At 32.3% G+C, this 25,827-nt stretch carries 23 protein-coding genes; 22 read left to right on the top strand and 1 reads right to left on the bottom strand.

What is annotated here, in order from left to right:
• Positions 1-47 precede the first annotated feature (47 nt).
• The 20 genes from tsf to arsB all read left to right on the top strand — a co-directional run bounded on the left by tsf (position 48) and on the right by arsB (position 23,845).
• Entirely contained in the window at positions 48-935 is an 888-nt protein-coding gene (tsf, locus tag LQ693_RS05575; protein WP_025905324.1) for a translation elongation factor Ts, read from the top strand.
• Between the two features lie 84 nt (positions 936-1,019).
• Positions 1,020-1,742, top strand: coding sequence for a UMP kinase (gene pyrH, locus LQ693_RS05570; RefSeq protein WP_025905325.1), 723 nt, complete (start codon positions 1,020-1,022; stop codon positions 1,740-1,742).
• A 17-nt stretch (positions 1,743-1,759) separates the two neighbouring features.
• On the top strand, positions 1,760-2,314 hold the full coding sequence (gene frr / locus LQ693_RS05565; RefSeq protein ID WP_025905326.1) for a ribosome recycling factor: 555 nt from the start codon (positions 1,760-1,762) through the stop codon (positions 2,312-2,314).
• A gap of 140 nt (positions 2,315-2,454) precedes the next feature.
• Complete coding sequence (locus LQ693_RS05560; protein ID WP_025905327.1) at positions 2,455-3,207, top strand: isoprenyl transferase; 753 nt, start codon at positions 2,455-2,457, stop codon at positions 3,205-3,207.
• 11 nt (positions 3,208-3,218) lie between these two features.
• Complete coding sequence (locus LQ693_RS05555) at positions 3,219-4,001, top strand: phosphatidate cytidylyltransferase (protein ID WP_103361323.1); 783 nt, start codon at positions 3,219-3,221, stop codon at positions 3,999-4,001.
• Positions 4,002-4,016: 15 nt separating this feature from the next.
• Complete coding sequence (locus tag LQ693_RS05550) at positions 4,017-5,147, top strand: 1-deoxy-D-xylulose-5-phosphate reductoisomerase (RefSeq protein WP_119495212.1); 1,131 nt, start codon at positions 4,017-4,019, stop codon at positions 5,145-5,147.
• A 2-nt stretch (positions 5,148-5,149) separates the two neighbouring features.
• On the top strand, positions 5,150-6,436 hold the full coding sequence (gene rseP, locus LQ693_RS05545) for an RIP metalloprotease RseP (protein WP_058611079.1): 1,287 nt from the start codon (positions 5,150-5,152) through the stop codon (positions 6,434-6,436).
• A 17-nt stretch (positions 6,437-6,453) separates the two neighbouring features.
• A complete protein-coding gene (locus tag LQ693_RS05540; RefSeq protein WP_103361321.1) occupies positions 6,454-8,157 on the top strand; it encodes a proline--tRNA ligase in 1,704 nt (567 codons plus the stop codon).
• Between the two features lie 97 nt (positions 8,158-8,254).
• Positions 8,255-12,574 (top strand): PolC-type DNA polymerase III, encoded by a 4,320-nt coding sequence (locus LQ693_RS05535; RefSeq protein ID WP_376750369.1) that lies wholly within the window; start codon positions 8,255-8,257, stop codon positions 12,572-12,574.
• 121 nt (positions 12,575-12,695) lie between these two features.
• A complete protein-coding gene (gene rimP / locus LQ693_RS05530; RefSeq protein ID WP_037587791.1) occupies positions 12,696-13,163 on the top strand; it encodes a ribosome maturation factor RimP in 468 nt (155 codons plus the stop codon).
• Between the two features lie 18 nt (positions 13,164-13,181).
• Positions 13,182-14,249 carry a transcription termination factor NusA gene (gene nusA / locus LQ693_RS05525; RefSeq protein ID WP_037587793.1) on the top strand — a complete coding sequence of 356 codons (1,068 nt, stop codon included), beginning with the start codon at positions 13,182-13,184 and terminating at the stop codon, positions 14,247-14,249.
• A 17-nt stretch (positions 14,250-14,266) separates the two neighbouring features.
• Positions 14,267-14,551 (top strand): RNase P modulator RnpM, encoded by a 285-nt coding sequence (rnpM, locus tag LQ693_RS05520; RefSeq protein ID WP_025905335.1) that lies wholly within the window; start codon positions 14,267-14,269, stop codon positions 14,549-14,551.
• The gene (locus tag LQ693_RS05515; RefSeq protein WP_025905336.1) at positions 14,548-14,874 is read left to right on the top strand and encodes a ribosomal L7Ae/L30e/S12e/Gadd45 family protein; all 327 of its coding nucleotides are present in this window, start codon (positions 14,548-14,550) and stop codon (positions 14,872-14,874) included. Before rnpM ends, LQ693_RS05515 begins: the two co-directional genes overlap by 4 nt.
• Positions 14,875-14,878: 4 nt before the next feature.
• Positions 14,879-16,978 carry a translation initiation factor IF-2 gene (gene infB / locus LQ693_RS05510; RefSeq protein ID WP_025905337.1) on the top strand — a complete coding sequence of 700 codons (2,100 nt, stop codon included), beginning with the start codon at positions 14,879-14,881 and terminating at the stop codon, positions 16,976-16,978.
• A 238-nt stretch (positions 16,979-17,216) separates the two neighbouring features.
• A complete protein-coding gene (locus tag LQ693_RS05505) occupies positions 17,217-18,392 on the top strand; it encodes a glycerate kinase family protein (protein WP_239702977.1) in 1,176 nt (391 codons plus the stop codon).
• A 5-nt stretch (positions 18,393-18,397) separates the two neighbouring features.
• Positions 18,398-19,774: an SLC13 family permease gene (locus LQ693_RS05500; protein WP_025905339.1), complete on the top strand. Its 1,377-nt coding sequence runs from the start codon at positions 18,398-18,400 to the stop codon at positions 19,772-19,774.
• Between the two features lie 11 nt (positions 19,775-19,785).
• The gene (locus LQ693_RS05495) at positions 19,786-20,469 is read left to right on the top strand and encodes a response regulator transcription factor (RefSeq protein ID WP_025905340.1); all 684 of its coding nucleotides are present in this window, start codon (positions 19,786-19,788) and stop codon (positions 20,467-20,469) included.
• A 4-nt stretch (positions 20,470-20,473) separates the two neighbouring features.
• On the top strand, positions 20,474-21,829 hold the full coding sequence (locus tag LQ693_RS05490; RefSeq protein ID WP_107572771.1) for a sensor histidine kinase: 1,356 nt from the start codon (positions 20,474-20,476) through the stop codon (positions 21,827-21,829).
• A 1-nt stretch (position 21,830) separates the two neighbouring features.
• On the top strand, positions 21,831-22,493 hold the full coding sequence (locus LQ693_RS05485) for a PepSY domain-containing protein (protein ID WP_025905342.1): 663 nt from the start codon (positions 21,831-21,833) through the stop codon (positions 22,491-22,493).
• A gap of 62 nt (positions 22,494-22,555) precedes the next feature.
• Positions 22,556-23,845, top strand: a complete 1,290-nt coding sequence (gene arsB / locus LQ693_RS05480) for an arsenite efflux transporter membrane subunit ArsB (RefSeq protein WP_107618359.1) — start codon at positions 22,556-22,558, stop codon at positions 23,843-23,845.
• 25 nt (positions 23,846-23,870) lie between these two features.
• Here arsB and LQ693_RS05475 read toward each other — a convergent pair whose 3' ends face one another.
• Positions 23,871-24,419: an Ada metal-binding domain-containing protein gene (locus LQ693_RS05475; protein WP_119593868.1), complete on the bottom strand. Its 549-nt coding sequence runs from the start codon at positions 24,417-24,419 to the stop codon at positions 23,871-23,873.
• 132 nt (positions 24,420-24,551) lie between these two features.
• On the opposite strand from LQ693_RS05475, the gene LQ693_RS05470 reads away from it, so the two are divergent.
• Entirely contained in the window at positions 24,552-25,052 is a 501-nt protein-coding gene (locus tag LQ693_RS05470) for a methylated-DNA--[protein]-cysteine S-methyltransferase (RefSeq protein ID WP_107573197.1), read from the top strand.
• 69 nt (positions 25,053-25,121) lie between these two features.
• Positions 25,122-25,685, top strand: coding sequence for a dihydrofolate reductase family protein (locus tag LQ693_RS05465; protein WP_025905346.1), 564 nt, complete (start codon positions 25,122-25,124; stop codon positions 25,683-25,685).
• Positions 25,686-25,827: the final 142 nt, after the last annotated feature.

The raw sequence follows: 25,827 nt of genomic DNA, 5'->3' as shown, positions 1-25,827 counted from the left end.
AAGATTTAAGATAAACAATATATTATTTAAATAAATGGAGGAATTAGATTATGGCTATTTCAGCTAAACTTGTTAAAGAACTACGTGAAAAAACTGGCGCAGGTATGATGGACTGTAAAAAAGCTTTAACAGAAACTGATGGTGACATCGATAAAGCGGTAGATTACTTACGTGAAAAAGGTATCGCTAAAGCTGCTAAGAAAGCAGACCGTATTGCTGCAGAAGGTACTACTTTTGTTGCATCTAAAGGTAACGATGCAGTAATTCTTGAATTAAACTCAGAAACTGACTTCGTTGCTCGTAACGAAGGTTTCCAAAACTTAGTTAAAGAAATGGCTGATCATATTCTTGATGTTAAACCAGCTGACGTTGATGCATTAAACGCTTCAAAATTAGCTAGTGGTCAAACTGTTGAAGAAAAAATGAACGAAGCAATCTCTACTATTGGTGAAAAATTAACTTTACGTAGATTTACATTAAAAACAAAAACTGATAACGATTCATTCGGTGAGTACTTACACATGGGTGGACGTATTGGTGTATTAACTGTTGTTGAAGGTTCAACTAATGAAGAAGCAGCTAAAGACGTTGCTATGCACATCGCTGCATTAAACCCTAAATTTGTTTCTCGTGACCAAGTATCTGATGAAGAATTAGCTCACGAAAAAGAAATTTTAAAACAACAAGCTTTAAATGAAGGTAAACCTGAAAATATCGTTGAAAAAATGGTTGAAGGTAGAATGCGTAAATATTTAGAAGAAATCTGTGCTGTTGACCAAGCATTCGTTAAAAATCCAGACCAAACTGTTGCTGAATTCTTAAAAACAGACGGTGGCGTGCTTGTAGATTTCGTTCGTTACGAAGTTGGGGAAGGTATCGAGAAACGTTCTGATAACTTTGCTGATGAAGTAAAAGGACAAATGAAAGGCAACTAAGATTGCTTTTTAGGAAGAAGACACGCTTTGTGTCTTCTTTCGTTATATATAAAGACCTAATTATAAGCATAGAGAGGGATCAAGATGACTAAGAATTCTAAATATAAACGCGTCGTATTAAAACTAAGTGGTGAAGCTTTAGCAGGAGATTCAGGCTTTGGCATTAACCCAGTCGTAATTAAAAGTATCGCTCAACAAGTGTCAGAAGTTGCTCAAATGGATTGCGAAGTTGCTGTAATCGTTGGTGGCGGAAACATTTGGAGAGGTAAAACTGGTAGCGATTTAGGTATGGATCGTGGAACAGCTGATTATATGGGCATGTTAGCCACTGTTATGAATGCTTTAGCATTACAAGATAGTTTAGAACAATTAGATTGTGATACTCGTGTATTAACTTCAATCGAAATGAAACAAGTTGCTGAACCATATATTAGAAGACGTGCGATTCGTCACTTAGAGAAAAAGAGAGTCGTTATATTTGCAGCGGGAATAGGGAATCCTTACTTCTCTACTGATACGACTGCAGCTTTAAGAGCAGCCGAAGTTGAGGCTGACGTTATCTTAATGGGTAAAAACAATGTTGATGGTGTTTATTCTGCTGACCCTAAAGTAGATCCTAAAGCAGAAAAATACGAAAGATTAACATATATTCAAATGTTACAAGAAGGATTACAAGTTATGGATTCAACTGCTTCATCATTCTGTATGGACAATGATATCCCACTTGTTGTATTCTCAATTATGGAAGAAGGAAATATTAAACGTGCTGTTCAAGGTGAAGAAATCGGTACGATTATTACAAAATAAACTTGAGGTGTAATTCCATGGCAGATGTTATTCAAGAAACGAAGTCAAAAATGAACAAAACTATTGAAAGTTTCAATAGAGATTTAGCTGGTATTAGAACTGGACATGCAAATGCGAATCTTTTAGAAAGAGTAAATGTTGAATACTACGGTGTTCCAACACCTATTCAACAATTAGCAGGTATTTCAGTACCTGAAGCGCGTTTGTTAGTTGTTCAACCATATGACAAATCATCAGTTGAAGATGTACTTAAAGCAATTAATGCAGCTAACTTAGGTGTTAATCCAACAAGTGATGGTACAGTTATTAGAATTTCAGTACCAGCATTAACTGAAGAACGCAGAAAAGAATTAGTAAAAGAAGCTAAAAAAGAAGCTGAAAATGCTAAAGTTGCAATTCGTAATGTTCGTCGTGATTCAAATGAAGATTTGAAGAAACAAGAGAAAAATGGCGAAATTACAGAAGATGATTTAAGAAATCAAACTGAAGAAGTTCAAAACATTACAAATGATTTCATCAAACAAATAGATGATTTAACGACTCAAAAAGAAAATGACATTTTGGAAGTTTAAAGATAAGAGCTGTACCAAATCAGACTTTGGTACGGTTTTTTCTTTATATATAACAGAATCACTCTTTTTGTGATAAAATGTATTACGATATGTTTAATTAATTTTACATATAAATTCGCGTTTGTTTGATGGAGGACGCTATGATAAAAAAGTTTATAAAGCAAAAACAACAAATAAATAATCAAGACAATGAATTATCGATACCTGAACATATAGCAATTATTATGGACGGAAATGGTAGATGGGCTAAAAATAGAAAAATGCCTCGCATAAAAGGACATTATGAAGGTATGCAAACGGTTAAGAAAATAACACGTAAAGCAAGTGATTTAGGTGTGAAATATTTGACTTTATATGCTTTTTCTACGGAAAATTGGTCGAGACCAGAAGATGAAGTGAAATATTTAATGAAATTACCGGTTGATTTTTTAAAGACTTTTCTACCTGAATTGATCGAAAAAAATGTTAAAGTCACAACAATTGGTTTTACCGAAGCTTTGCCTAAGCATACTAAAAATGCAATTGAAGAAGCTATCGAAAAAACGAAACATAATACAGGGCTAAATCTAGTATTTGCGTTGAACTATGGTGGTAGAGCAGAAATTCTTAATGCTGTTAAAGAACTTTACCATGAAGTTGAAGAAGGCAATTTAACAATTGATGATCTATGTGAAGATAATATTAAGAAATATTTATTCACTTCAGATATTCCAGATCCAGAGTTGCTCATTCGTACATCAGGTGAAGAAAGATTAAGTAATTTTTTAATATGGCAATCATCTTATAGTGAATTTATATTTACTAAGACACTTTGGCCAGATTTTGATGAACAATCACTTATAGACTGTTTGAAAATTTATCAGTCGAGACAACGAAGATTTGGTGGGCTGTAAAGGAGATAAAAATGAAGACAAGAACAATATCGGCAATTGTTGCTATGGCTGTATTTCTTCCAGTCGTAATATATGGTGGATTACCCGTAATAGCGTTAGCGTATTTATTAGCGATTATTGCTTTAAAAGAAATTTTAAATATGAATAATTTATCAATTATTTCTATACCAGGTTTTTTGTCCACTGTTTCGCTATGTATAATATTATTGCCACAAGAACTCATTAATAACGATATTAGTGTTCAACTTAAACTTCTAATCGTAATGAGTTTCTTAATGTTGAGTTATACAGTGATGTCTAAAAATAGATTTAATTTTATGGACGCCTCTTTCTGTGTCATGTCCGTTACATATATCGGAATAGGCTTTATGTATTTCTATGAGACAAGAGAACATGGCTTACAATTTATCTTATTCGCATTATTATTAGTGTGGTTAACTGATACAGGTGCATATATATTTGGTAGATTATTTGGTAAACATAAACTTTGGCCATTAATTAGTCCGAACAAAACGATTGAAGGATTTATTGGAGGTATTTTCTCAAGTTTAATCGTTGCAGTTATTTTTGGACAATATTTTGATATGGATGTATCATTATGGTTATTAATTCCATTAACGATGTTATTAAGTATGTTTGGACAATTAGGTGACTTAGTAGAATCAGGGCTTAAAAGACATTTCGGTGTGAAAGATTCAGGGAATATTATGCCAGGACATGGTGGTATATTAGATAGATTTGATAGCTTTATCTTTGTATTACCACTGTTAAATCTATTCCTATTTCAATTGTAAATTGGGGTGAAGTCTTTGAAAAATATAGCTATTTTAGGAGCTAGTGGTTCTGTTGGACAGCAAGCATTAGATGTTATAAGAGAACATGCATCACAATTTAATTTAGTTGCATTTTCAGTCGGTAAAAACATTGCTTATGCACAGAATATAATTGAAGAATTTCATCCAGAACTCATATCTGTTCAAAATGAAGAAGATATAGATAAACTTAAACATTTAAATATTGAAATTGTACATGGGGACGCAGGTTTATTAGCAGTTGCAACATACCATAATACCGATATTTTATTAAATTCAATTGTCGGTAGTATAGGCTTAAGACCTACTATCGCAGCTATAGAAGCTGGTATAGATATAGGACTAGCGAATAAAGAAACTTTAGTTGCAGCTGGTGAACTTGTGATGTCAAAAGCTAGAGAACATAATGTTAACATTCTACCTGTCGATTCAGAACACTCAGCAATATTTCAATGTTTAAATGGTGAGAATAAAGAGCAGGTTAATAAATTAATCATAACTGCGAGTGGTGGATCATTTCGTGATTTAACACGTGCAGAACTCAAATCTGTAACACGTGATGAAGCGCTCAATCATCCTAACTGGTCTATGGGGCAAAAGATTACGATAGATTCTGCGACAATGATGAATAAAGGTTTAGAAGTCATTGAAGCAAAATGGTTATTTGATTTAGATATTGACCAAATTGAAACTGTCTTGCATAAAGAGAGTATTATTCATTCTATGGTTGAATTTAAGGATACGAGTGTGATTGCACAATTGGGTACACCAGATATGAGAACACCCATTCAATATGCATTTACATATCCAGAAAGATATACAAGAGATGCAGAAAAATTAAATTTAGCTCAAATTGGTCAGTTAAATTTTAAAGAAATGGATTTCGATCGCTTTAAATGTATACAGTATGCTTATGAAGCCATTAAAATAGGTGGTACAATGCCTGCTGTTTTAAATGCTGTAAATGAAGTAGCTGTAAATAAGTTCTTGAACAATGAAATAACATTTTTGGAAATTGAAGACATGATTGGGGAAGCAATGAAAAACCATGAAGTTATTGAGCATCCAGATTTAGAAACGATTCTAAAAATTGATGCTACATATAAATCTAAGGATTACGGGGTGTAGGCGTGATTTATACAATATTAGCATTTATTTTTGTATTTGGACTATTAGTGACAGTACATGAATATGGACATATGTTCTTTGCGAAACGTGCAGGTATCATGTGCCCAGAGTTTGCCATAGGTATGGGACCTAAAATTTATTCATATAAGAAAAATGAAACACTTTATACAATTAGACTACTTCCAGTAGGTGGTTATGTCAGAATGGCTGGAGATGGATTAGAACAAAATCCATTAACACCAGGTATGCATATCGCAATTAAATTAAACGATCAAAATGAAATAACACATGTTATTATGGATGATCAACATAAATTCCAACAAATTGAACATATCGAAATTAAAGATAGTGATTTTGAAAATGATATTTTCATTGAAGGTATTACAGCAAGCGATGAAGAAAGACATCATTTTAAAATAGCGAGAGAAGCTTACTTTGTTCAAGGTGGAGATTTAATACAAATTGCACCTAAAGATAGACAATTAATGTCTAAAAAGCCTTATCAAAGATTCCTAACTTTATTTGCAGGTCCGTTATTTAATTTTATTCTTGCTTTTGTTATTTTTATTGGGCTTGCTTATTGGAATGGTGTGCCAACGAATGAACCAGTATTTGGAGATTTAGAAGACGGTGCTCCTGCACAAACTGCAGGTATTAAAAAAGGTGACGAAATTTTATCAGTAGATGGACAAAAGATTCAGAAGTTCACAGATTTACAACCTATTTTTAAAGAGAAGAAAACTGAGCCTGTAGAAATCAAAGTTGATCGTGATGGTCAAGAAAAGACTTTCAAAGTAGCAGCTAAAAAAGACAAACTAGAGGTTAGTAAAGGTAAATATGAAACACGATACATTATCGGTGTTGCACAACCGACAGAACACACAGTGTTTGGTCCATTAATTGCAGGTATTGAAAAAACAATAGTGGCAGGTCAATTAATATTCCAAGCAGTTCTTGGCTTGATTACGAGCATATTCACGGGTGGATTCTCGTTTGATATGTTAAATGGACCCGTTGGTATATATAGCAATGTAGATTCTATTGTGAAGCAAGGATTTATTACATTAATGGGTTACACAGCGTTATTAAGTGTTAACTTAGGTATTATGAATTTATTACCTATTCCAGCTTTAGATGGCGGAAGATTATTATTTGTTATTTATGAAATGATTTTCAGAAGACCGATTAATAAAAAAGCAGAAATGGTTATGCTTTCAATTGGTGCTGTATTTTTAATATTTGTAATGATTATGGTTACATGGAATGATATTCAAAGGTACTTCATGTAGCTTATAGGAGGAAACTTATGAAACAGTCGAAAATATTTATACCAACATTAAGAGAAGTTCCTGCAGAAGCGGAAGCAATTAGTCATAAACTTTTATTAAAGTCAGGTATGATTAAACAAAATGCAAGAGGTATATATAGTTATTTACCAACTGCAAAACGTGTACTCAACAAAATTGAGCAAATTGTACGTGAAGAAATGGAAAAAATTGATGGCGTAGAAGTACTTATGCCTGTGTTACAACAAGCTGAACTTTGGAAAGAATCAGGTAGATGGGATGCATACGGTCCTGAGTTAATGAGATTACACGATCGTAATAAACGTGAATTTAGTTTAGGACCTACACATGAAGAAGTTGTGACTTCTCTTGTAAGAGATGAATTGAAATCTTATAAACGATTACCAATCACTTTATTCCAAATTCAAACTAAATTTAGAGACGAACAACGTCCAAGATTTGGATTACTACGTGGCCGTGAATTTATTATGAAAGATGCTTATTCTTTCCATGCTAATGAAGATTCATTAGATGAAACTTACCAAGATATGTATCATGCTTATCATAATATCTTTACAAGAGTAGGTTTAAACTTTAGACCAGTACTTGCTGACTCTGGTGCTATCGGTGGAGATCATACGCATGAGTTTATGGCTTTAGCTGATATTGGTGAAGATACAATTGTTTATAGTGAAACAAATGACTATGCTGCAAATATTGAAAAAGCTGAAGTAGCTTATACACCTAATCATGAACATACACCATTAAAAGATTTAGAAAAAGTTGAAACACCAAACGTTACGACAGCACAAGCATTAGCAGACTTTTTAAATGTGACTTTAGATAAAATTATTAAATCAATGATTCTTAAAGTTGATGATGAGTATGTCATGATATTAATTAGAGGTCATCATGAAGTAAATGATGTTAAGTTAAAATCATATTTCAAAACAGATAATATCGAAATGGCAACTGAGTCTGAAATTGTGAATATTTTAGGTGCTAAGCCAGGTAGTCTAGGACCAGTTAATGTAGACCAAATCAAAATTTATGCAGACAATTTCGTTCAAGATATTAATAATTTAGCTGTTGGTGCAAATGAAACAGGTTATCATTTTATTAATGCGAACGTAGACAGAGACTTTAAGATTGAAGCATATGGAGACTTTAGATTTATTCTTGAAGGAGAAGCATTACCGGGTGATTTAGGAGTTGCGAAATTCGCTGAAGGTATTGAAGTTGGTCAAGTCTTCAAACTTGGAACGAAGTACTCTGAAAGTATGAATGCGACATTCTTAGATGAACAAGGTAAAGCACAACCACTTATTATGGGTTGTTATGGTATTGGTATCTCTAGAACATTATCAGCAGCAATCGAACAACATCATGATGATAAAGGGATTATTTGGCCAAAAGCCATCGCACCTTATGAAGTACATTTAATTGCGATTAATCCTAAAAAAGAAGAGCAACAAGCATTAGCAGATCAACTTTATGGACAATTACAAAATAAATATGATGTCTTATATGATGATCGTAAAGAAAGTGCTGGTGTGAAATTTAATGATGCAGATTTAATAGGTTTACCAGTACGTGTTATGGTTGGTAAGAAAGCTTCAGAAGGTATCGTAGAAGTAAAACGTCGTGATAATTCAGAAAGTAAAGAAGTCCATATTGATGAATTAGATGAAGTACTTGCTACTTTCTATGATGCAGTAAAATAGACTGATAAAAACAACTAAATCTGATATAATATAAGATATTTAAAGAGGCTATATAATGATTAGCCTCTTTTTCATTTTGATGAAGGTGGTCGTATAAGTGTCAATGACAGGGCAAGAGAAATTCCAAACGCTTCTCACGCAAATGAACATTACAGATGAACTTGATAAAGATGTCGTAGAACAAGGTGAACTTACAAGAATTGATGTGTCCCAATCAAAAAGATTGTGGCATTTCTACATTAAGTTGCCATATTATTTATCAAGTGAAATGTATCTTGTTTTTACAAATCAACTGAAAAGTGCTTTTAGTAGTATTGCGCAAGTTGATTGGACAATTGAAGTGACAACTAAAGAACAAATAGATGAACATATATTGAAATATATTCCACATTGTATTGATGGTACTGAATTAAGTGATAAAGTGAAACATCAACTTAAACAAAAGCCTATTATATTTGCTGATGATATCGTGAAAGTTCAAGTGAACAATGATATTGAACGCGATTATTTTGATAAGCGTGTTAATGGTTCATTAGTAAAAGCGCTCCAAAAATGTGGCTTTCAAATAAGTCGTGTGATATTCGAAACGATGGATAATGAAGAACAAATGAGAAGAGAACTTGAATCATTTGAAGCGCACATCCAACAAGAAGATGAAGAAGCTGCACGTATTGCATCAGAAAAAATGGAACGTATAAAGAAAGAAAAAGCAGAATCTAGTGATAATGAAAATGCTGTATCGCGATGTCAAATAGGTAAAGACATTCCAGTAGATTCTATTCGCAAAATAGAAGATATCATTGAAGAAGAGTTCAAAGTAGCACTTGAAGGTGTTATTTTTGATATTGAAATGAAAGAACTTAAAAGTGGTAGACATATTGTCACATTAAAAATTACGGACTATACCGATTCACTTATACTTAAGATGTTTACGAGAAAAGGTAAAGATGACCTTGAACATTTTAAAGCTTTAAAAGTAGGTACTTGGGTTAGAGCACAAGGTAGAATTGAACAAGACCAATTTATACGTGATTTAGTGATGATGATGACTGATATCCATGAAATTAAGAAGTCTCCTAAACTTGATAAAGCAGATGAAAAAAGAGTTGAATTTCACTTACATACATCTATGAGTCAAATGGATGGCATTACACATATTGGTAAGTATGTTGAACAGGCTGCTAAATGGGGACATAAAGCAATTGCGATAACAGACCATAATGGTGTTCAAGGATATCCAGATGCGCATGCAGCAGCAATGAAAAATGGTATTAAAATGATTTATGGTATGGAAGGTATGCTTGTAGATGATGGTGTGCCGATTGCGTACAAGTCACAAGATATTCCGCTTAAGACAGCAACGTATATTGTATTTGACGTCGAAACAACAGGACTTTCAAGTCAATATGATCAAATTATAGAATTAGCGGCCGTTAAGGTTAAAGATGGCGAAGTAATTGACACATTTGAACGTTTTTCTGACCCAGGAGAACGTTTATCAGAAACAATTAAAAATTTAACCGGTATTACAGATGAAATGTTACGTGGACAACCTGATATCGAAACAGTACTAAAAGATTTCCATGAATGGGTTGGAGACGCAATTTATATTGCGCATAACGCATCATTTGATATGGGCTTTATAGATACAGGATTTGAACGTATCGGACTTGGTGCTACGACAAATGGTGTTATCGATACGCTTGAATTATCACGTACAGTGAATACTGAATATGGTAAACATGGTTTGAATTTCTTAGCTAAAAAATATGGTGTAGAACTTACACAACACCATAGAGCGATTTATGATGCGGAAACAACAGCTCATATCTTTATTAAGATGTTAAAACAGTTAGAAGAACTCAATGTTCATAACCATAATCAAATAAACGAGAAGCTATCAAATGATGAAGCATATAAACGTGCAAGACCATCTCATGTAACGCTAATCGTACAAAACCAAGTGGGACTTAAAAATTTATTCAAAATTGTCAGTGCCTCATTAGTTGATTACTTTTATCGTACACCACGTATACCACGCTCGTTATTAAACAAATATAGAGAAGGTATTCTAGTAGGTAGTGCATGTGATGAAGGTGAAGTATTTACAACGGTTATGCAAAAAGACCAAGATGAAGTTGAGAAAGTTGCGAAATATTATGACTATATAGAAGTTCAACCAAAAGGATTATATCAAGATTTAATTGATAGAGAATTGATTAAAGATAATGAAACGATGGAAGAAATATATAGTCGTATATTAAGCGTTGGTGAGAAACTTGATATTCCAGTTATTGCAACAGGAAATGCTCATTATTTATACGAACATGATGCTGTTGCACGAAAAATATTAATCGCTTCTCAACCAGGTAATCCATTGAATAGACAAACATTACCTGAAGCACACTTTAGAACTACAGATGAAATGTTAGACGAATTCCACTTCTTAGGTGAAGAAAAAGCATATGAAATTGTTGTTAAAAATACGAACGACTTAGCAGATAGACTCGAAACAGTAATACCTATTAGGGATGAATTATATACACCTAATATGGAAGGTGCGAATGAAGAAATTCGTGAAATGAGTTATGAGAATGCTAGAAAATTATATGGTGAAGACTTACCACAAATTGTTATTGATAGACTTGAAAAAGAATTAGAAAGTATTATCGGAAATGGTTTTGCGGTTATTTATTTAATCTCGCAAAGGTTAGTTAAGAAATCCTTGAATGATGGTTATTTAGTTGGTTCGCGTGGTTCTGTCGGATCTAGTTTTGTTGCGACAATGACTGAAATAACTGAAGTGAATCCATTGCCACCACATTATATTTGTCCATCTTGTAAAGAAAGTCATTTCTTTGATGATGGTTCAGTCGGATCAGGATTCGACTTACCAGATAAACAATGTGAAAAATGTCATGTTGATATGATTAAAGAAGGACAAGATATACCGTTTGAAACATTCTTAGGTTTCAAAGGAGATAAAGTACCGGATATTGACTTGAATTTTAGTGGTGAATATCAACCAGTAGCCCATAATTATACGAAAGTACTGTTCGGTGAAGACAAAGTATTCAGAGCAGGTACAATCGGTACTGTAGCTGAAAAAACAGCTTTCGGTTATGTTAAAGGATATTTAAATGATCAAGGCATTCATAAAAGAGCAGCTGAAGTTGATAGACTTGTTAAAGGTTGTACTGGGGTTAAAAGAACAACCGGGCAACATCCAGGGGGTATTATTGTTGTTCCAGATTATATGGATATTTATGATTTCACACCAATCCAATACCCTGCCGATGATCAAAAATCACCATGGAAAACAACGCATTTCGACTTCCATTCTATCCATGATAATATTTTGAAACTGGATATATTAGGACACGATGATCCAACAATGATTAGAATGTTACAAGATTTATCAGGCATTGATCCTAAGACAATTCCAGTAGATGATAAAGAAACAATGAAAATCTTTAGTACACCTGAATCATTAGGTGTTACAGAAGAAGATATTCTTTGTAAGACTGGAACATTCGGCGTACCTGAATTTGGAACAGGTTTCGTTAGACAAATGCTTGAGGATACGAAACCAACTACTTTTTCTGAACTCGTTCAAATTTCTGGGTTATCACACGGTACAGACGTTTGGTTAGGAAACGCACAAGAGTTAATCAAATCAGGTACATGTGATTTATCAAGTGTTATCGGTTGTCGTGATGATATTATGGTTTACTTAATGTATAACGGCTTAGAACCATCGCTTGCCTTTAAAATTATGGAAGCAGTTCGTAAAGGTAAAGGTTTAACAGATGAATTCGAAGAAGCTATGAAAGAAAATAATGTACCAGATTGGTATTTAGATTCATGTAAAAAAATTAAATACATGTTTCCTAAAGCCCATGCTGCTGCATACGTTCTAATGGCATTAAGAATTGCATACTTCAAAGTTCATCATCCGTTGTTCTATTATGCAAGTTACTTTACAGTACGTGCGACAGACTTTGATTTAAAAACAATGACAAAAGATAAAGAGTCTATTAAAGCAACGGTGAAAGAATATTATAGCCGATTCCATGAATTAGCTAAAAAAGAAAAAGATGTATTAACAGTTTTAGAAATAACAAATGAAATGGCACATAGAGGTTACAAAATCCAGCCAGTAAGCCTAGAGAAAAGTGATTCATTTGAATTCAAAATTGAAGGTGATTCACTTATTCCACCATTTATCGCAGTTCCTGGACTAGGTGAAAACGTTGCGAAACGTATCGTCGAAGCAAGAGAAGAAGGTCCATTCTTAGCTAAAGAAGACCTTAATAAAAAAGCAGGTGTATCTCAAAAAATTATCGAATATCTCGATGAACTTGGATCATTACCAAATATGCCTGATAAAGCTCAGCTTTCAATATTTGATTTATAATGCATGTTCTTGAGCATAGCGCCATTATGTGATATACTGTTATTGCTTAAAATAATACTCTGACGTTTAAAGAGTGGGACATTTCCCGCTCTTTTCTGTTTGTATTAAGAGGGAGGTCATTATGAGTAAAGTTGCAGCACACGTTGAGGAAATTATTCAACCAATACTTGAAGATTTAAATTATGAACTTGTAGATGTCGAATATGTCAAAGAGGGATCAGACTATTATCTACGTATTGCAATTGATAAAGACGGTGGCGTTGATTTGAACGACTGCACAATTGCCTCTGAAAAGATTAGTGAAGTTATGGACAAAGAAGATCCTATTAAAGAACCTTATTTCATGGATGTATCTTCACCTGGTGCAGAACGCCCATTGAAAAAAGAAAAAGACTATCAAAATGCAATTGAACAACCTGTATTTATCTCGTTATACGAACCTGTTGAAGGAGATAAAGAATGGTTAGGCGTTTTAAAAGAAGTTACTGAAACATCTATAACGCTAGAAGTGAAAATTAAAACAAGAACTAAGAATGTCACGTTGCCACGCAAGAAAATCGCTAAAGCACGTCGATCAGTAATGTTATAATATAAAGGAGGATACATTGTGAAAGGTAATGAATTATTACTTGCAATTGAATACCTTGAAAAGGAAAAAAGAATACCTCGTGAGGTACTTATTGATGCAATAGAAGCGGCTTTAATCACAGCTTACAAAAAGAACTATGACAGTGCCAAAAATGTTAGAATCGAATTGAATCTTGATGAAGGTACTTATAGAGTTATTTCAAGAAAAGACGTTGTAGAAGATGTTGAAGATTATAGAGATCAAGTAGCATTAGATACAGCGTTAGTTACAAACCCAGCATACGAAATTGGAGATGTCTTTGAAGAAGACGTTACACCTAAAGACTTCGGTCGTGTTGGTGCTCAAGCAGCTAAACAAGCAGTTATGCAACGTTTAAGAGATGCTGAAAGAGGCATTCTTTATGATGAGTTTATTGATAAAGAAGATGACATTGTAACAGGTGTTATTGACAGAGTCGATCACCGTTATGTATATGTTAATTTAGGCCGTACTGAAGCTGTACTTTCTGAAGCTGAGAGAAGTCCAAATGAACAATATTTACCAAATGAACGTATTAAAGTATATGTGAATAAAGTTGAACAAACGACTAAAGGTCCTCAAATCTTTGTATCACGTACACATCCTGGTTTATTAAAGCGTTTATTCGAGCAAGAAGTTCCTGAAATTTATGACGGTACTGTTATTGTTAAATCTGTAGCACGTGAAGCTGGAGACCGTTCTAAAATTAGTGTCACTTCAGAAAATGGCGATATCGATGCTGTAGGTGCATGTGTTGGTGCTAAAGGTGTTCGTGTTGAAGCAGTCGTTAATGAATTAGGTGGCGAAAAAATCGACATCGTTGAGTGGGACGAAGATCCAAAAGTATTCGTAAGAAATGCTTTAAGTCCTTCACAAGTTGTAGAAGTTATCGTAGACGAAGAAAATCAATCGACTACAGTTGTCGTACCAGATTACCAATTATCATTAGCAATCGGTAAACGTGGACAAAATGCACGACTTGCTGCAAAATTAACAGGTTGGAAGATTGATATTAAATCAGAAACTGATGCAAGAGAAGCAGGCATTATTTCAACTGAAGAATCATAAAGTGAGGTGCTTTTATCATGAAAAAGAAAAAGATACCAATGCGTAAATGTATACTTTCAAATGAAATGAAACCTAAAAATGATATGATTCGTGTCGTTAAAAATAAAGAAGGCGAAATAACAGCAGATGCGACAGGTAAAGCACCAGGTCGCGGTGCATATGTTTCTAAAGATCTAGAAGTTATCGAAAATGCACAGAAACAAGGAAAGTTAGAACGTTATTTTGACAGTAATAAAGAAACACTTGAACCTGTCTATAAAGAAATCATTCGTTTAATTTACCGTGAGCGTATACCTAAATGAGTATAGAAAAGAAAGATCAAATTTTAAATCTTCTTGGTCTGGCAACAAGAGCTAGAAAGATTAAGACTGGCGAAGAAATTGTCATAAGTGAGTTAAGAAAAGGCAATGTTAAACTTGTCATACTTTCAGAAGATGCTGCAGCAAATGTTACAAAAACAATAAAAAATAAATGTGCAACTTATCATGTAACACTTTTAACTTTTGCTACACGCTATGAATTAGGCTACGCAATTGGAAAAGAAAGCAGAGTGGTGTTGGGCATAACTGACATTGGATTTAGCAAAAAGCTAAAAACGATGATTCATGATTTTCATGAGGAGTGAGTATATGAGTAAAAAGAGAATATATGAGTATGCAAAAGAAATCGATGTAAAGAGTAAAGCAATCATAGATGAATTAAAAAAGAATAACATAGAAGTATCAAATCACATGCAAGCATTAGAGGAGAATGACATTAAAATTTTAGATAAAGCATTTAAAAAGCAGGATTCTGCTAAAAAAGACCAATCAACTACTCACGCAAATACAAATAAATCAAATAACAACAAACAGAATAACAAACAAAACAATAAACCTAATCATCAACAAAAGAATCAAAAGAATAAAAAGCAAAATAACAAAAAACAACATAATCAACAACAGCAACAACCTAAACCTGAAGTTAAAGAAACACCATCTTTAATTACGTATGAAGAAGGTATTACAGTTGGTGAATTAGCTGATAAAATCAACAAAGATGCTTCTGAAATTATCAAGAAGTTATTCTTACTTGGTGTCGTAGCTAATATTAACCAAGCATTAGATACTGAAACTGTTGAATTAATTTGTGCAGATTATGATATTGAAGCTGAGTTAGAAGTACATGTAGATGCTACTGACTTAGAAAATTACTTTGAAGTTGATGAAAATGATGCAGACTTAATTGAAAGACCTGCAGTTGTTACAATCATGGGACACGTTGACCATGGTAAAACAACACTTCTAGATTCAATCCGTAATACACGTGTTACAGCTGGTGAAGCGGGCGGTATTACACAACATATTGGTGCATACCAAATTGTTAACAATAACAAGAAAATTACTTTCCTTGATACACCAGGACATGCTGCTTTCACAACAATGAGAGCGCGTGGTGCTCAAGTAACAGATATCACAATTTTAGTTGTTGCAGCTGATGATGGTGTAATGCCTCAAACAATTGAAGCAATTAACCATGCTAAAGCAGCTGAAGTACCAATTATTGTTGCGGTAAACAAAGTTGATAAACCAACAGCAAATCCTGATCGTGTTATGCAAGAATTAGGTGAATATGGTCTTTATCCTGAAGACTGGGGTGGAGATACAATCTTCGTTCAACTTTCAGCAATCCAAGGAGACGGAATCGATGATTTATTAGAAATGATTGGTTTAGTTTCTGAAGTTGAAGAATTAAAAGCTAACCCTAACCGTGCTGCAGTAGGTACTGTAATCGAAGCAGAACTTGATAAATCACGTGGACCTGCAGCTTCTCTATTAGTACAAAACGGTACTTTAGAAGTTGGTGACTCATTAGTAGTGGGTAACACATACGGTAGAGTACGTGCGATGGTTAACGACTTAGGTAAACGAATCAAAACAGCTGGACCATCAACACCTGTTGAAATTACTGGTTTACATGATGTACCACAAGCTGGAGATCGATTTGTTGTCTTCAAAAATGAAAAACAAGCGCGTCAAATCGGTGAAAAACGTCAACAAGAAAATATCTTAAAACAACGTCAAGATAGTAAGAGCGTTTCATTAGATAACTTGTTTGAACAAATGAAACAAGGTGAAATGAAAGATTTAAATATCATCATTAAAGGTGATGTTCAAGGTTCTGTAGAAGCTTTAGCAGCATCATTAATGAAAATAGATGTTGAAGGTGTTAATGTACGTATTATTCATACAGCAGTTGGTGCGATTAATGCATCAGACGTTACATTAGCAGCAGCATCAAACGGTATTATTATCGGATTTAACGTAAGACCAGATGCAGGTGCTAAACGTGCTGCAGAAGAAGAAAATGTTGATATGAGATTACATCGTATTATTTATAAAGTAATCGAAGAAATCGAATCAGCTATGAAAGGTCTATTAGACCCTGAATATGAAGAACAAGTTATTGGTCAAGCTGAAGTACGTCAAACATTTAAAGTATCTAAAGTAGGTACAATCGCTGGTAGTTACGTAACAGACGGTAAGATTACAAGAGATGCAAGTGTACGTATTATTCGTGACGGCATTGTTATCTTTGAAGGTGAATTAGATACACTTAAACGTTTCAAAGATGATGCTAAAGAAGTAGCAGCTGGATATGAATGTGGTATCACAATCGAAAAATTCAACGACATTAAAGAAGGCGACATCTTCGAAGCTTTCAAAATGGTTGAAATTGAAAGAAAATAATTAAGCATAGTTTGAAGTATGTATGACGATTACTCATACTATAAAAATTCAATGAACTCAAATCTCATTATTTAGCATAGGCTAAATAATGAGATTTTTTTTATCAATTCCTCCAAATTACATAAAACTGTTAAAATGTTCGTTTTTAATCAAATTTTAATTTTTCTCTAATTGTATGTAAATCTTGTAAAGATAAATTATGGTTAAGCAAGAAATACGATATGAGGAGGAAATGAACATGAAAGTAGTGATTATTCCATCAGGATTTAAAGAAAGTTTAAGCGCAGAAGAGGTCGGAAAAGCAATTGCGAATGGTGTTAATAAAGTAGAGGGCAAACATGAAGTCACAACTATTCCAATGGTTGATGGTGGCGAAGGTTTTGTAGATACTATTATAAAACTTAAAGAAGGTAAAAAAATTGCAACGCAAGTAATGGGACCAATCGGTAAGCCGATTCCTTCATACTTTGGTGTATTTAAAGCAAGTGGTGTTAAAACAGCCGTAATAGAAATGGCAGCGATTGCTGGTTTAAGACATGTACCTAGAAATATGAGAAATCCACTTAATACAACTACATTTGGTGTAGGAGAAACAATTATTAAAGCATTAGATTATGGTGTTGAAAGAATCCTAATTGGTTGTGGAGATTCAGGTACATCAGATGGCGGAGTAGGAATGGCTCAAGCAGTAGGTGTTAAATTTTTAAATAAAGAAGGAGAACCTATATTTATTAATGGAGGTGGAGAAATTAACCGTATTCATGGTGTTGATATGAGATATATGGATCCAAGGGTACATCTTGTTGATATTGATGTAGCGGTAAATTGGATGAATATATTGTGTGGTAGTAATGGAGTTGCAAGAGTATTTGGACCACAAAAGGGGGCATCAATTGAAGATGTAGAACAATTATCTTCCAACTTAGAACATCTTGCGAGACTAATTAAATCATTTAAAGGTGATGACTTATCTCTTATTAATGGTGGTGGAGCATCAGGTGGATTAGGAGCAGGTTTACATGGATTTTTAAATGCAAAGTTACATCCGCGCTTTGAAATTATAATGAAGTATATTAAAATTTCTGATGCAATTATTAATGCAGATTTAGTGATTACTGCTGAGGGGTGTATAGATTACCAAACACCAAACGGTAAAATTCCATCAGAAGTTGCAAGAATTGCGAAATCGCACAATAAACCAGTTATCGCTTTCGCAGGAACAATTGGTTTAAATGCAAAAATTAATTATCAAAGTGGAATTGATGCATTTACGAGTATAATCCCAGAACCAACAACTTTAGAAAATTCAATATCTGATGCAAAAGATTGGTTAGAAAATTGTTCTGAAAATGCATTTAGACATATTATGATAGGCATTAACCTAGGTAACCAAATGGTTGCTAAAGAGATGTGATCTAAATGACTAATAAGCAAATCATTTACTTATCTGTATATTTCATCTTTTCAATCTGTATTTTCTTATATACAGATATGAGTTATTTAGCTAAATTAAGTTTAATTGTATTCGTATTGTCATTAGGTCTTTATTTATTATCAAATATGCCAGCTGGTTTATCTTCGTTTATCGCGATTATGATAGGTATTCTACTTGGATTACCAGAAGATGTAATGTTTCATTCAATGAATTCGCACGTAGTTTGGTTGATGATAGGCGCTTTTATTATTAGTGCGGCAATTGAAATAAGTGGTTTGTTAAACAGAATGATTAATTTTATAAATGTGAGATGTAAAACGAGTAGAAGTGTGAATATACTTTTATTTCTTATCATACAGGTGATTTCTGTTATCGTACCATCAACTTCAGGTAGAGCAGCAGCTATGTTACCAGTTTATAAAGCATTTGAAACACGATTCCCGACAAATATGAAGTATTTTGCATTGTTAATTCCAATTTTAATATTAATGGGTGCAAATTTAACTTTAATTGGTGCCGGTAGTCATCTGGTTGGTATAGGATTATTAGAAGGAAAAGCTAATAAATCTATTTCTTATAGTGAATTTTTATTATGGGGATTGCCCTTTGGTTTAGTAATTGGTTTAGTTACTTTTATAGTGACTAAAATAATGTATATGAATATAAGTGAAGACGTACTCTACCATCAAGAAAAATCGCATGAAGAACGAAAGCCTTTTACTCAAATTGAGAAAAGAGCAATTGTATATATCGTCATCACAATAACTATATGGATGACTGAAAATATTCATGGGTTTGAAATTGCTTTTATTACTATGTTGATGGGTATTTGTATGATGCTACCTAGAATAGGTGTGATAACTTGGAAACAAGGTGTTCAAAATATTTCATGGAGTTTAATATTCTTTGTAGCAGGTGCTACGACTTTAGGGAATTTGTTGGTCACTTATAAAGTAGTGGATTATATACAAGATCATTTGTTAAATTATTTATCTCAATTTCAAACTTTAAATGAATTCGCTATACTTAGTATAATAGTGATTATCACTGTTACTTCACATTTGTATATTACAAGTCATACGACACGGGCAATTGTTTTTGTACCAGTATTTTTATTATTTAGTGAAATGTTTAATTTAAATCCAGTCGCAGTAGTGTTTATTACTTTAATTGGAACGAATTATTGTGTAACATTTCCAGTTTGCTCAAAAGCATTGCTATTATTTTATGAACAAGATGAAAAACCATTTAAAAATCGAGATTTAATGAAAATAAGTGTTATATTAATGCCAACTTATATATTATTGATGATATTTAGTTATTATATATGGTGGCAATTTACAGGACTTTCACTTAGATAGGAGACAAAATAATGGAGAAAATATTAGTTGTCGAAGATGATGAAAAAATTGCACGTGTTATACAATTAGAACTAGAATATGCAAATTATAAAATTGATATTGCACACACAGGTAAATCAGCATTAGAACGTTTAGAAACTGAAAATTTCGACCTTATTTTATTAGATGTTATGATTCCAGAACTAAATGGATTAGAAGTATTAAGACGCGTAAGAGAACAAAATGAAGACGTTAAAATTATAATGCTGACAGCACGTGATGCAGTTATGGACAAAGTTAGTGGCTTAGATTCTGGTGCTAATGATTATATGACAAAGCCATTTGAAATTGAAGAATTACTCGCTCGTATTCGTGTTCATTTGAAAGAAAAAAGTACTTTAAAAGTACAAAATGAAGACGACAATGCATCCACTTATAGATATTTATCAATTTATAAATCAAGACGTGAAGTCTATATTGATAAGGAATCAATTAATTTAACACAAAAAGAATATGACTTATTAATTTACTTTCTAGAAAATAAAAATCAAGTGTTAACGAGAGAGCAAATTATAGAAGCAGTATGGGGTTATGACTATTATGGCGATACAAATGTTATCGATGTTTATGTCCGATATTTAAGAAAAAAACTTGATATAGATACAGAGTCTATTATAACTAGCGTTAGAGGAATAGGATATATATTAAAGGATTGATATTATGAAATTAGGAACCAAGATCCAATTATACACAACAGTAATGATTGTTATAGTAGTGATATTAATCAACTTAGTAGTATATTTTGTGTATCAAAAAATTTCATTAGATTCAGAAGTGACTCAATTAGAAAGTCGCGGAATAAATATAATGAAAGAATTACAAAATACAACTAGAGAAAATGTAAATACTGAAGCGGTATTACAATCTTATTTACTCTCTGACGGATATATTACTTTAGTAAACAAAAATGACAAAAAAGTAATTCAAATTTCGACAGATGTAAACTACAAAAATATTGGCGAACCATTTAAAAATGAACAGTATAAGAAAGTGGTTAATAAGAAAGGTAATCACTTTGCAATGGTATCACTACCGATTATTTGGAAAAACGGTGAAGTCAGTAATTTACAAATTTACGAAAATATTAATTTCAAATATGAAACCTTTGATATATTAAAAGGCATATTAATTGTATCTACTTTTATTATACTAATTGTTATATTTTTATTAAATCGAATTATTACTCAGATTATATTGAAGCCGATTAATGAACTTATAATAAAGATGAATAAGACAAAAGAAACAAAACATTACACGACTATTGGTATTAATAAAGATGATACGAAAGAATTAAAAGAATTATCACAAACATTTAACGATATGATGCTTTATTTAAAAGATCATGATGAAAAGCAACAAGCTTTTATTCTAAATGCTTCTCATGAATTAAAAACCCCAATCACGGTTATTAGTTCATATAGTGAAATGTTAAAACGATTTGGGAAAACTCGTGAAGATATTTTAGAAGAGGGTATAGATACGATTAATGATGAAGCAAAACGTTTAAAATATTTAACTGAGCAAATGTTGGATTTAGCTAAGATAGAGAGAACGTATCATGATTTACCACTAGAGAAAATTAATTTATATAAAGAAATCTATATTTTAGTTAAACGCCTAATGGCAGTATATAAACGAAAAATTAATTTATCTGCTGAAAATCAACATATAGAAGGACTTGTGAATAAAGAAAGTTTCACACAAATTATGACTATATTTTTAGATAATGCATACAAATATAGTCAGAGTCATATTGATATTAATATTTTAACAATTGAAGATCATGTTCAAATACAAATTAAAGACTATGGATCAGGTATTCCAGAACAAGATTTAGAGAAAATTTTTACGCGCTTTTATAGAGTTGATAAAGCAAGATCAAGAGAATCTGGTGGATCTGGATTAGGTCTTTATATTGCGAAAGAATTAGCATTGAAAAATCATATTGATATTAAAGTTGATAGTGAAATGAACAAAGGTACTCAATTTACACTTATTTTAGAGAGGGTGAAATAATTTGAAAATAGCAACAAAACACATCCTTGTTTTGTTAGCATCTACACTATTTATAGTATTAAGCGTCATTATTTATATGAAAGCAAATGAAAAATTAATGAAGAAAGAAGAAGTAGAAAAGTTTGTTACTGATCGATATAAAGGGAATATTGAAGATATTTCGCTTTCTGATGATGAATCATCATTCCATGTTAATATTAAAGATAGTAATAAAGTGTATTCTTTAGATATTGATCGTAAGAAAGAGGTTATTAAAAACGTAAAATCAAAAACGATTAAAAATAAAGAGCAGTCTAATAATAAAGAAAAAAAGCAAAAAGAAAATCCTAGAAAAAAAGAAAAGAAATCATTAATCAGTGAAAAAGAAGCAAAACAAATCTCACATCAAAAAGTTGGCGGAAAATTTATAGATATAAAGAAAAATACAAATACATCGCCTAATACGTATACAATAACTCAATATGTAGATGATGATGAAGGTGCGGTTGTAACTGTTAATGCAGTAAGTGGTAAAATAAATTCTGTCTCATGGTTTAATATTGAACAACCACAATTAGAATATAATGCTCCAAAGACAGATGAAAGGCAAGAAGCACAAACAAATAATGGATATTATTATGAACAAGATGATGACTTTGACGATGATGATGAAGATGATGATTAAATTTCTATCATAAAAACATTTGTTAAATATAATCTTGGTATATTTGATAGAAGGAATTGACGATAACCACTTTAGCAATCATTATTTTTGTATTAACACTGACTTTCGTTATTTGGCAACCGAAAGGACTAGATATCGGTGTAACAGCTTTTATTGGTGCATTAATTGCCATTATAACTGGTGTTGTACAAATAGAAGATATATTTGAAGTGACTAGCATTGTTTGGAATGCAACATTGACATTCATAGCGATAATTATCATTTCGCTTATTCTTGATGAAATTGGTTTCTTTGAATGGTCTGCGATTCATATGGTTAAAGCCTCTCGTGGAAATGGTGTAAAGATGTTCATTTATATCATGATATTAGGTGCAATTGTTGCGGCATTTTTTGCGAATGATGGCGCAGCTTTGATACTTACGCCTATTGTATTGGCAATGGTACGTCATCTAGGATTTAATAAGAAAATTATTTTTCCTTTTGTGATAGCAAGTGGATTTATAGCAGATACTACTTCGTTACCATTCACAGTGAGTAATTTAGTTAATATTGTTTCTGCAGACTATTTTAATATTGGCTTTGTTGAATATTTCTTACATATGTTCATACCGAACATATTCTCGTTATTGGCCAGTATTGCTGTATTGTGGTTATTCTTTAAATCGTCAATACCACGCACTTTTGATGATCATCATTTAAAACAACCAAAAGAAGCAATTAAAGATTTGAAACTGTTTCATATGTCATGGGTTATACTATCCATATTACTCATCGGATATTTTATCAGTGAGTTTGTACACATACCCGTATCAATTATTGCAGGTATAGTAGCCATTATATTTGTATGGTTTGCTAGAAAATCTCTTGCAGTTCATACTAAAAAAGTGCTCAAAGGTGCACCATGGAATATAGTCGTATTCTCAATTAGTATGTATTTAGTTGTCTTTGGACTTAAAAATGTAGGTATCCTTGCAATTTTAAGTCATATACTAACAGACATTTCTCAACATGGATTATTTGCAAGTATTATGGGGATGGGATTTATAGCAGCATTTTTGTCATCGATTATGAATAACTTACCAACCGTTCTCATAGATGCACTCGCTATCCATCAATCAGATGTTATTGCTCCGCTTAAAGAAGGCATGATTTATGCAAATGTTATCGGTTCAGATCTCGGTCCGAAAATTACACCTATCGGTTCATTAGCAACATTATTGTGGCTACATGTATTGTCACAAAAAGGTGTTAAAATACCTTGGGGCACATACTTTAAAACAGGTATCATCATAACGATACCCGTATTATTTATTACATTAGTAGGTTTGTATGTAACATTGTTAATCTTTTAAAAAACAGTTAAGATAGGAAGCTATCTTAACTGTTTTTCCGTTTACGATATTGTAAAGGTGTCATAAAATAGAATTGCTTAAATACTTTGATAAAATGTGATGTTGTTTTATAACCAACTCGTCTACTAATGTCTTCAATTGTCATTGTGTTATCAAGAAGCAATTCGCTACTTTTTTCAATTCTTATTTCATGTAAATATTGCATAATTGTTTGATGTGTAACTTGTTTGAATAGTATTGATAAATGAAATTTTGAACCGTGACATTGGTTACAAATTTCATCTAATGTAAGATTTAAATGATAATTTCGATGAATGAAATTTTTTATTTGTAATACCCATTCTTCATCTTCTAATAATTGACCTGTTGGATTACACTTTTTACAAGGACGATAACCATTTTCTATAGCTTCGTGATAGTCTCGATATATTGAAACATTTTCTTTATTAGGTAATTTAGCATTGCATGAAGGTTTACAGAATATCATTGTCGTCTTAACTGCATATACAAAATCATCATTCGCTAATTTATTGTTTGTTTTAATGTCTTGCCATCTTTTCTCAGTTAAATACATTGCCAAATTTATCACCTCAAAAATATCATAACATATAAAAATATCCTTATATTGCTATCTAATTATGAAAACGACTATTTATATTGAGTTTACAAATAAATTCATTTAAACTTTCACCAAAGGAGGTAGACGATGAAAATAATTTATCATGGTATTCTTAAGCATCTTAATAAACAACTCGATATTTATGCAAGTGATGAGGGTCTCATATTTGTAGGTTCTTTTGATAAAGAAAATGAAATACATCAGTTTATTTCAAATATAGATATTAAAGAAAATCAAGACAAAGTAAAACCATATATCGACCAATTGAATGAATATTTTAATGGCACAAGAAAAACTTTTGACTTAAAAATAGATATACAATCCACACCGTTTAACGAAACCGTGTGGCAAGCGTTGACCACAATACCATATGGAGAAACAATAACTTATTCAGATTTAACCAATAAAATTGATAAACCAAACGCAGTTAGAGCTGTTGCATCAGCAGTCGGTAAAAATCCATTAAACATTGTGATACCTTGCCATCGTGTTATAGGCAAAGACGGACAACTAAGAGGCTATAGAGGCGGACTTGAAATGAAGCAATCATTATCAGAATTAGAGTCAAGACACACCCATTTATCATAAATAATGTGGTGTGTTTTCTATTATCATTTCGTGTATGATAATAGTAAGAGATGATTGGGGGTTCAATATATGAGTAGTGATGATAATAGTAGGAAAGTCATTTTAGATTTAGCTGTTACATTAGATGGGCTTATAGAAGGCGAAAATGGCGAGATTGACTGGTGTATTATGGATCCTGAAATGAATTTTGATGATTTTTTAAATCAAGTCGATACAATCTTTTATGGAAGAAAAAGTTACGAAGCATGGGGAGATTTTCAACCGAGTTTAGAAGATTCAGAAGAAGACAAATTAATGTGGAAAAACATACATGCCAAAGAAAAGTATGTCTTTTCAAAGAAATTTAAGTTTGAAGATAAACATGTCAATGTTATTAAAGATAATATCGTAGAACATGTACATGAAATAAAAAGCAAGCCAGGTAAAGATATATGGTTATATGGTGGATCTAGCTTAATTACGACATTTGTAAATTATGGATTAGTAGATGAATATAGACTATCCATACATCCTATAGTTTTAGGAAAAGGAAAACCACTATTTATAGATATAGAAGATAGACAACAACTTAAACTAGTACATTCAAGAAAATTTAAATCAGGTGTTATACAATTAATTTATCATAATGAGTAGTAGTAGACATGTAAATGGGAAGTATACCTTAGCTGGAGATATACTTCCCATTTTTGGAAGATAAGCACTTTTATTGTTGAGTCGAGAATACGGATTCTCTTCAAGTATATAAATATACTTGATATATATAGCATAACGGTTT

It is taken from the genome of Mammaliicoccus sp. B-M6 (genome assembly GCF_022386965.1).
GTDB classification, from domain to species: Bacteria; Bacillota; Bacilli; order Staphylococcales; family Staphylococcaceae; genus Mammaliicoccus; species Mammaliicoccus sciuri_A.
This window is presented reverse-complemented; position numbering and strand designations above follow the sequence as displayed.

Coding starts and splice junctions, on each gene's coding strand:
- pyrH (WP_025905325.1), top strand. CDS start 1,020: ATGACTAAGAATTCTAAATATAAACGCGTCGTATTAAAACTAAGTGGT.
- frr (WP_025905326.1), top strand. CDS start 1,760: ATGGCAGATGTTATTCAAGAAACGAAGTCAAAAATGAACAAAACTATT.
- LQ693_RS05560 (WP_025905327.1), top strand. CDS start 2,455: ATGATAAAAAAGTTTATAAAGCAAAAACAACAAATAAATAATCAAGAC.
- LQ693_RS05555 (WP_103361323.1), top strand. CDS start 3,219: ATGAAGACAAGAACAATATCGGCAATTGTTGCTATGGCTGTATTTCTT.
- LQ693_RS05540 (WP_103361321.1), top strand. CDS start 6,454: ATGAAACAGTCGAAAATATTTATACCAACATTAAGAGAAGTTCCTGCA.
- rimP (WP_037587791.1), top strand. CDS start 12,696: ATGAGTAAAGTTGCAGCACACGTTGAGGAAATTATTCAACCAATACTT.
- rnpM (WP_025905335.1), top strand. CDS start 14,267: ATGAAAAAGAAAAAGATACCAATGCGTAAATGTATACTTTCAAATGAA.
- LQ693_RS05515 (WP_025905336.1), top strand. CDS start 14,548: ATGAGTATAGAAAAGAAAGATCAAATTTTAAATCTTCTTGGTCTGGCA.
- infB (WP_025905337.1), top strand. CDS start 14,879: ATGAGTAAAAAGAGAATATATGAGTATGCAAAAGAAATCGATGTAAAG.
- LQ693_RS05505 (WP_239702977.1), top strand. CDS start 17,217: ATGAAAGTAGTGATTATTCCATCAGGATTTAAAGAAAGTTTAAGCGCA.
- LQ693_RS05500 (WP_025905339.1), top strand. CDS start 18,398: ATGACTAATAAGCAAATCATTTACTTATCTGTATATTTCATCTTTTCA.
- LQ693_RS05495 (WP_025905340.1), top strand. CDS start 19,786: ATGGAGAAAATATTAGTTGTCGAAGATGATGAAAAAATTGCACGTGTT.
- LQ693_RS05490 (WP_107572771.1), top strand. CDS start 20,474: ATGAAATTAGGAACCAAGATCCAATTATACACAACAGTAATGATTGTT.
- LQ693_RS05475 (WP_119593868.1), bottom strand. CDS start 24,419: ATGTATTTAACTGAGAAAAGATGGCAAGACATTAAAACAAACAATAAA.
- LQ693_RS05470 (WP_107573197.1), top strand. CDS start 24,552: ATGAAAATAATTTATCATGGTATTCTTAAGCATCTTAATAAACAACTC.
- LQ693_RS05465 (WP_025905346.1), top strand. CDS start 25,122: ATGAGTAGTGATGATAATAGTAGGAAAGTCATTTTAGATTTAGCTGTT.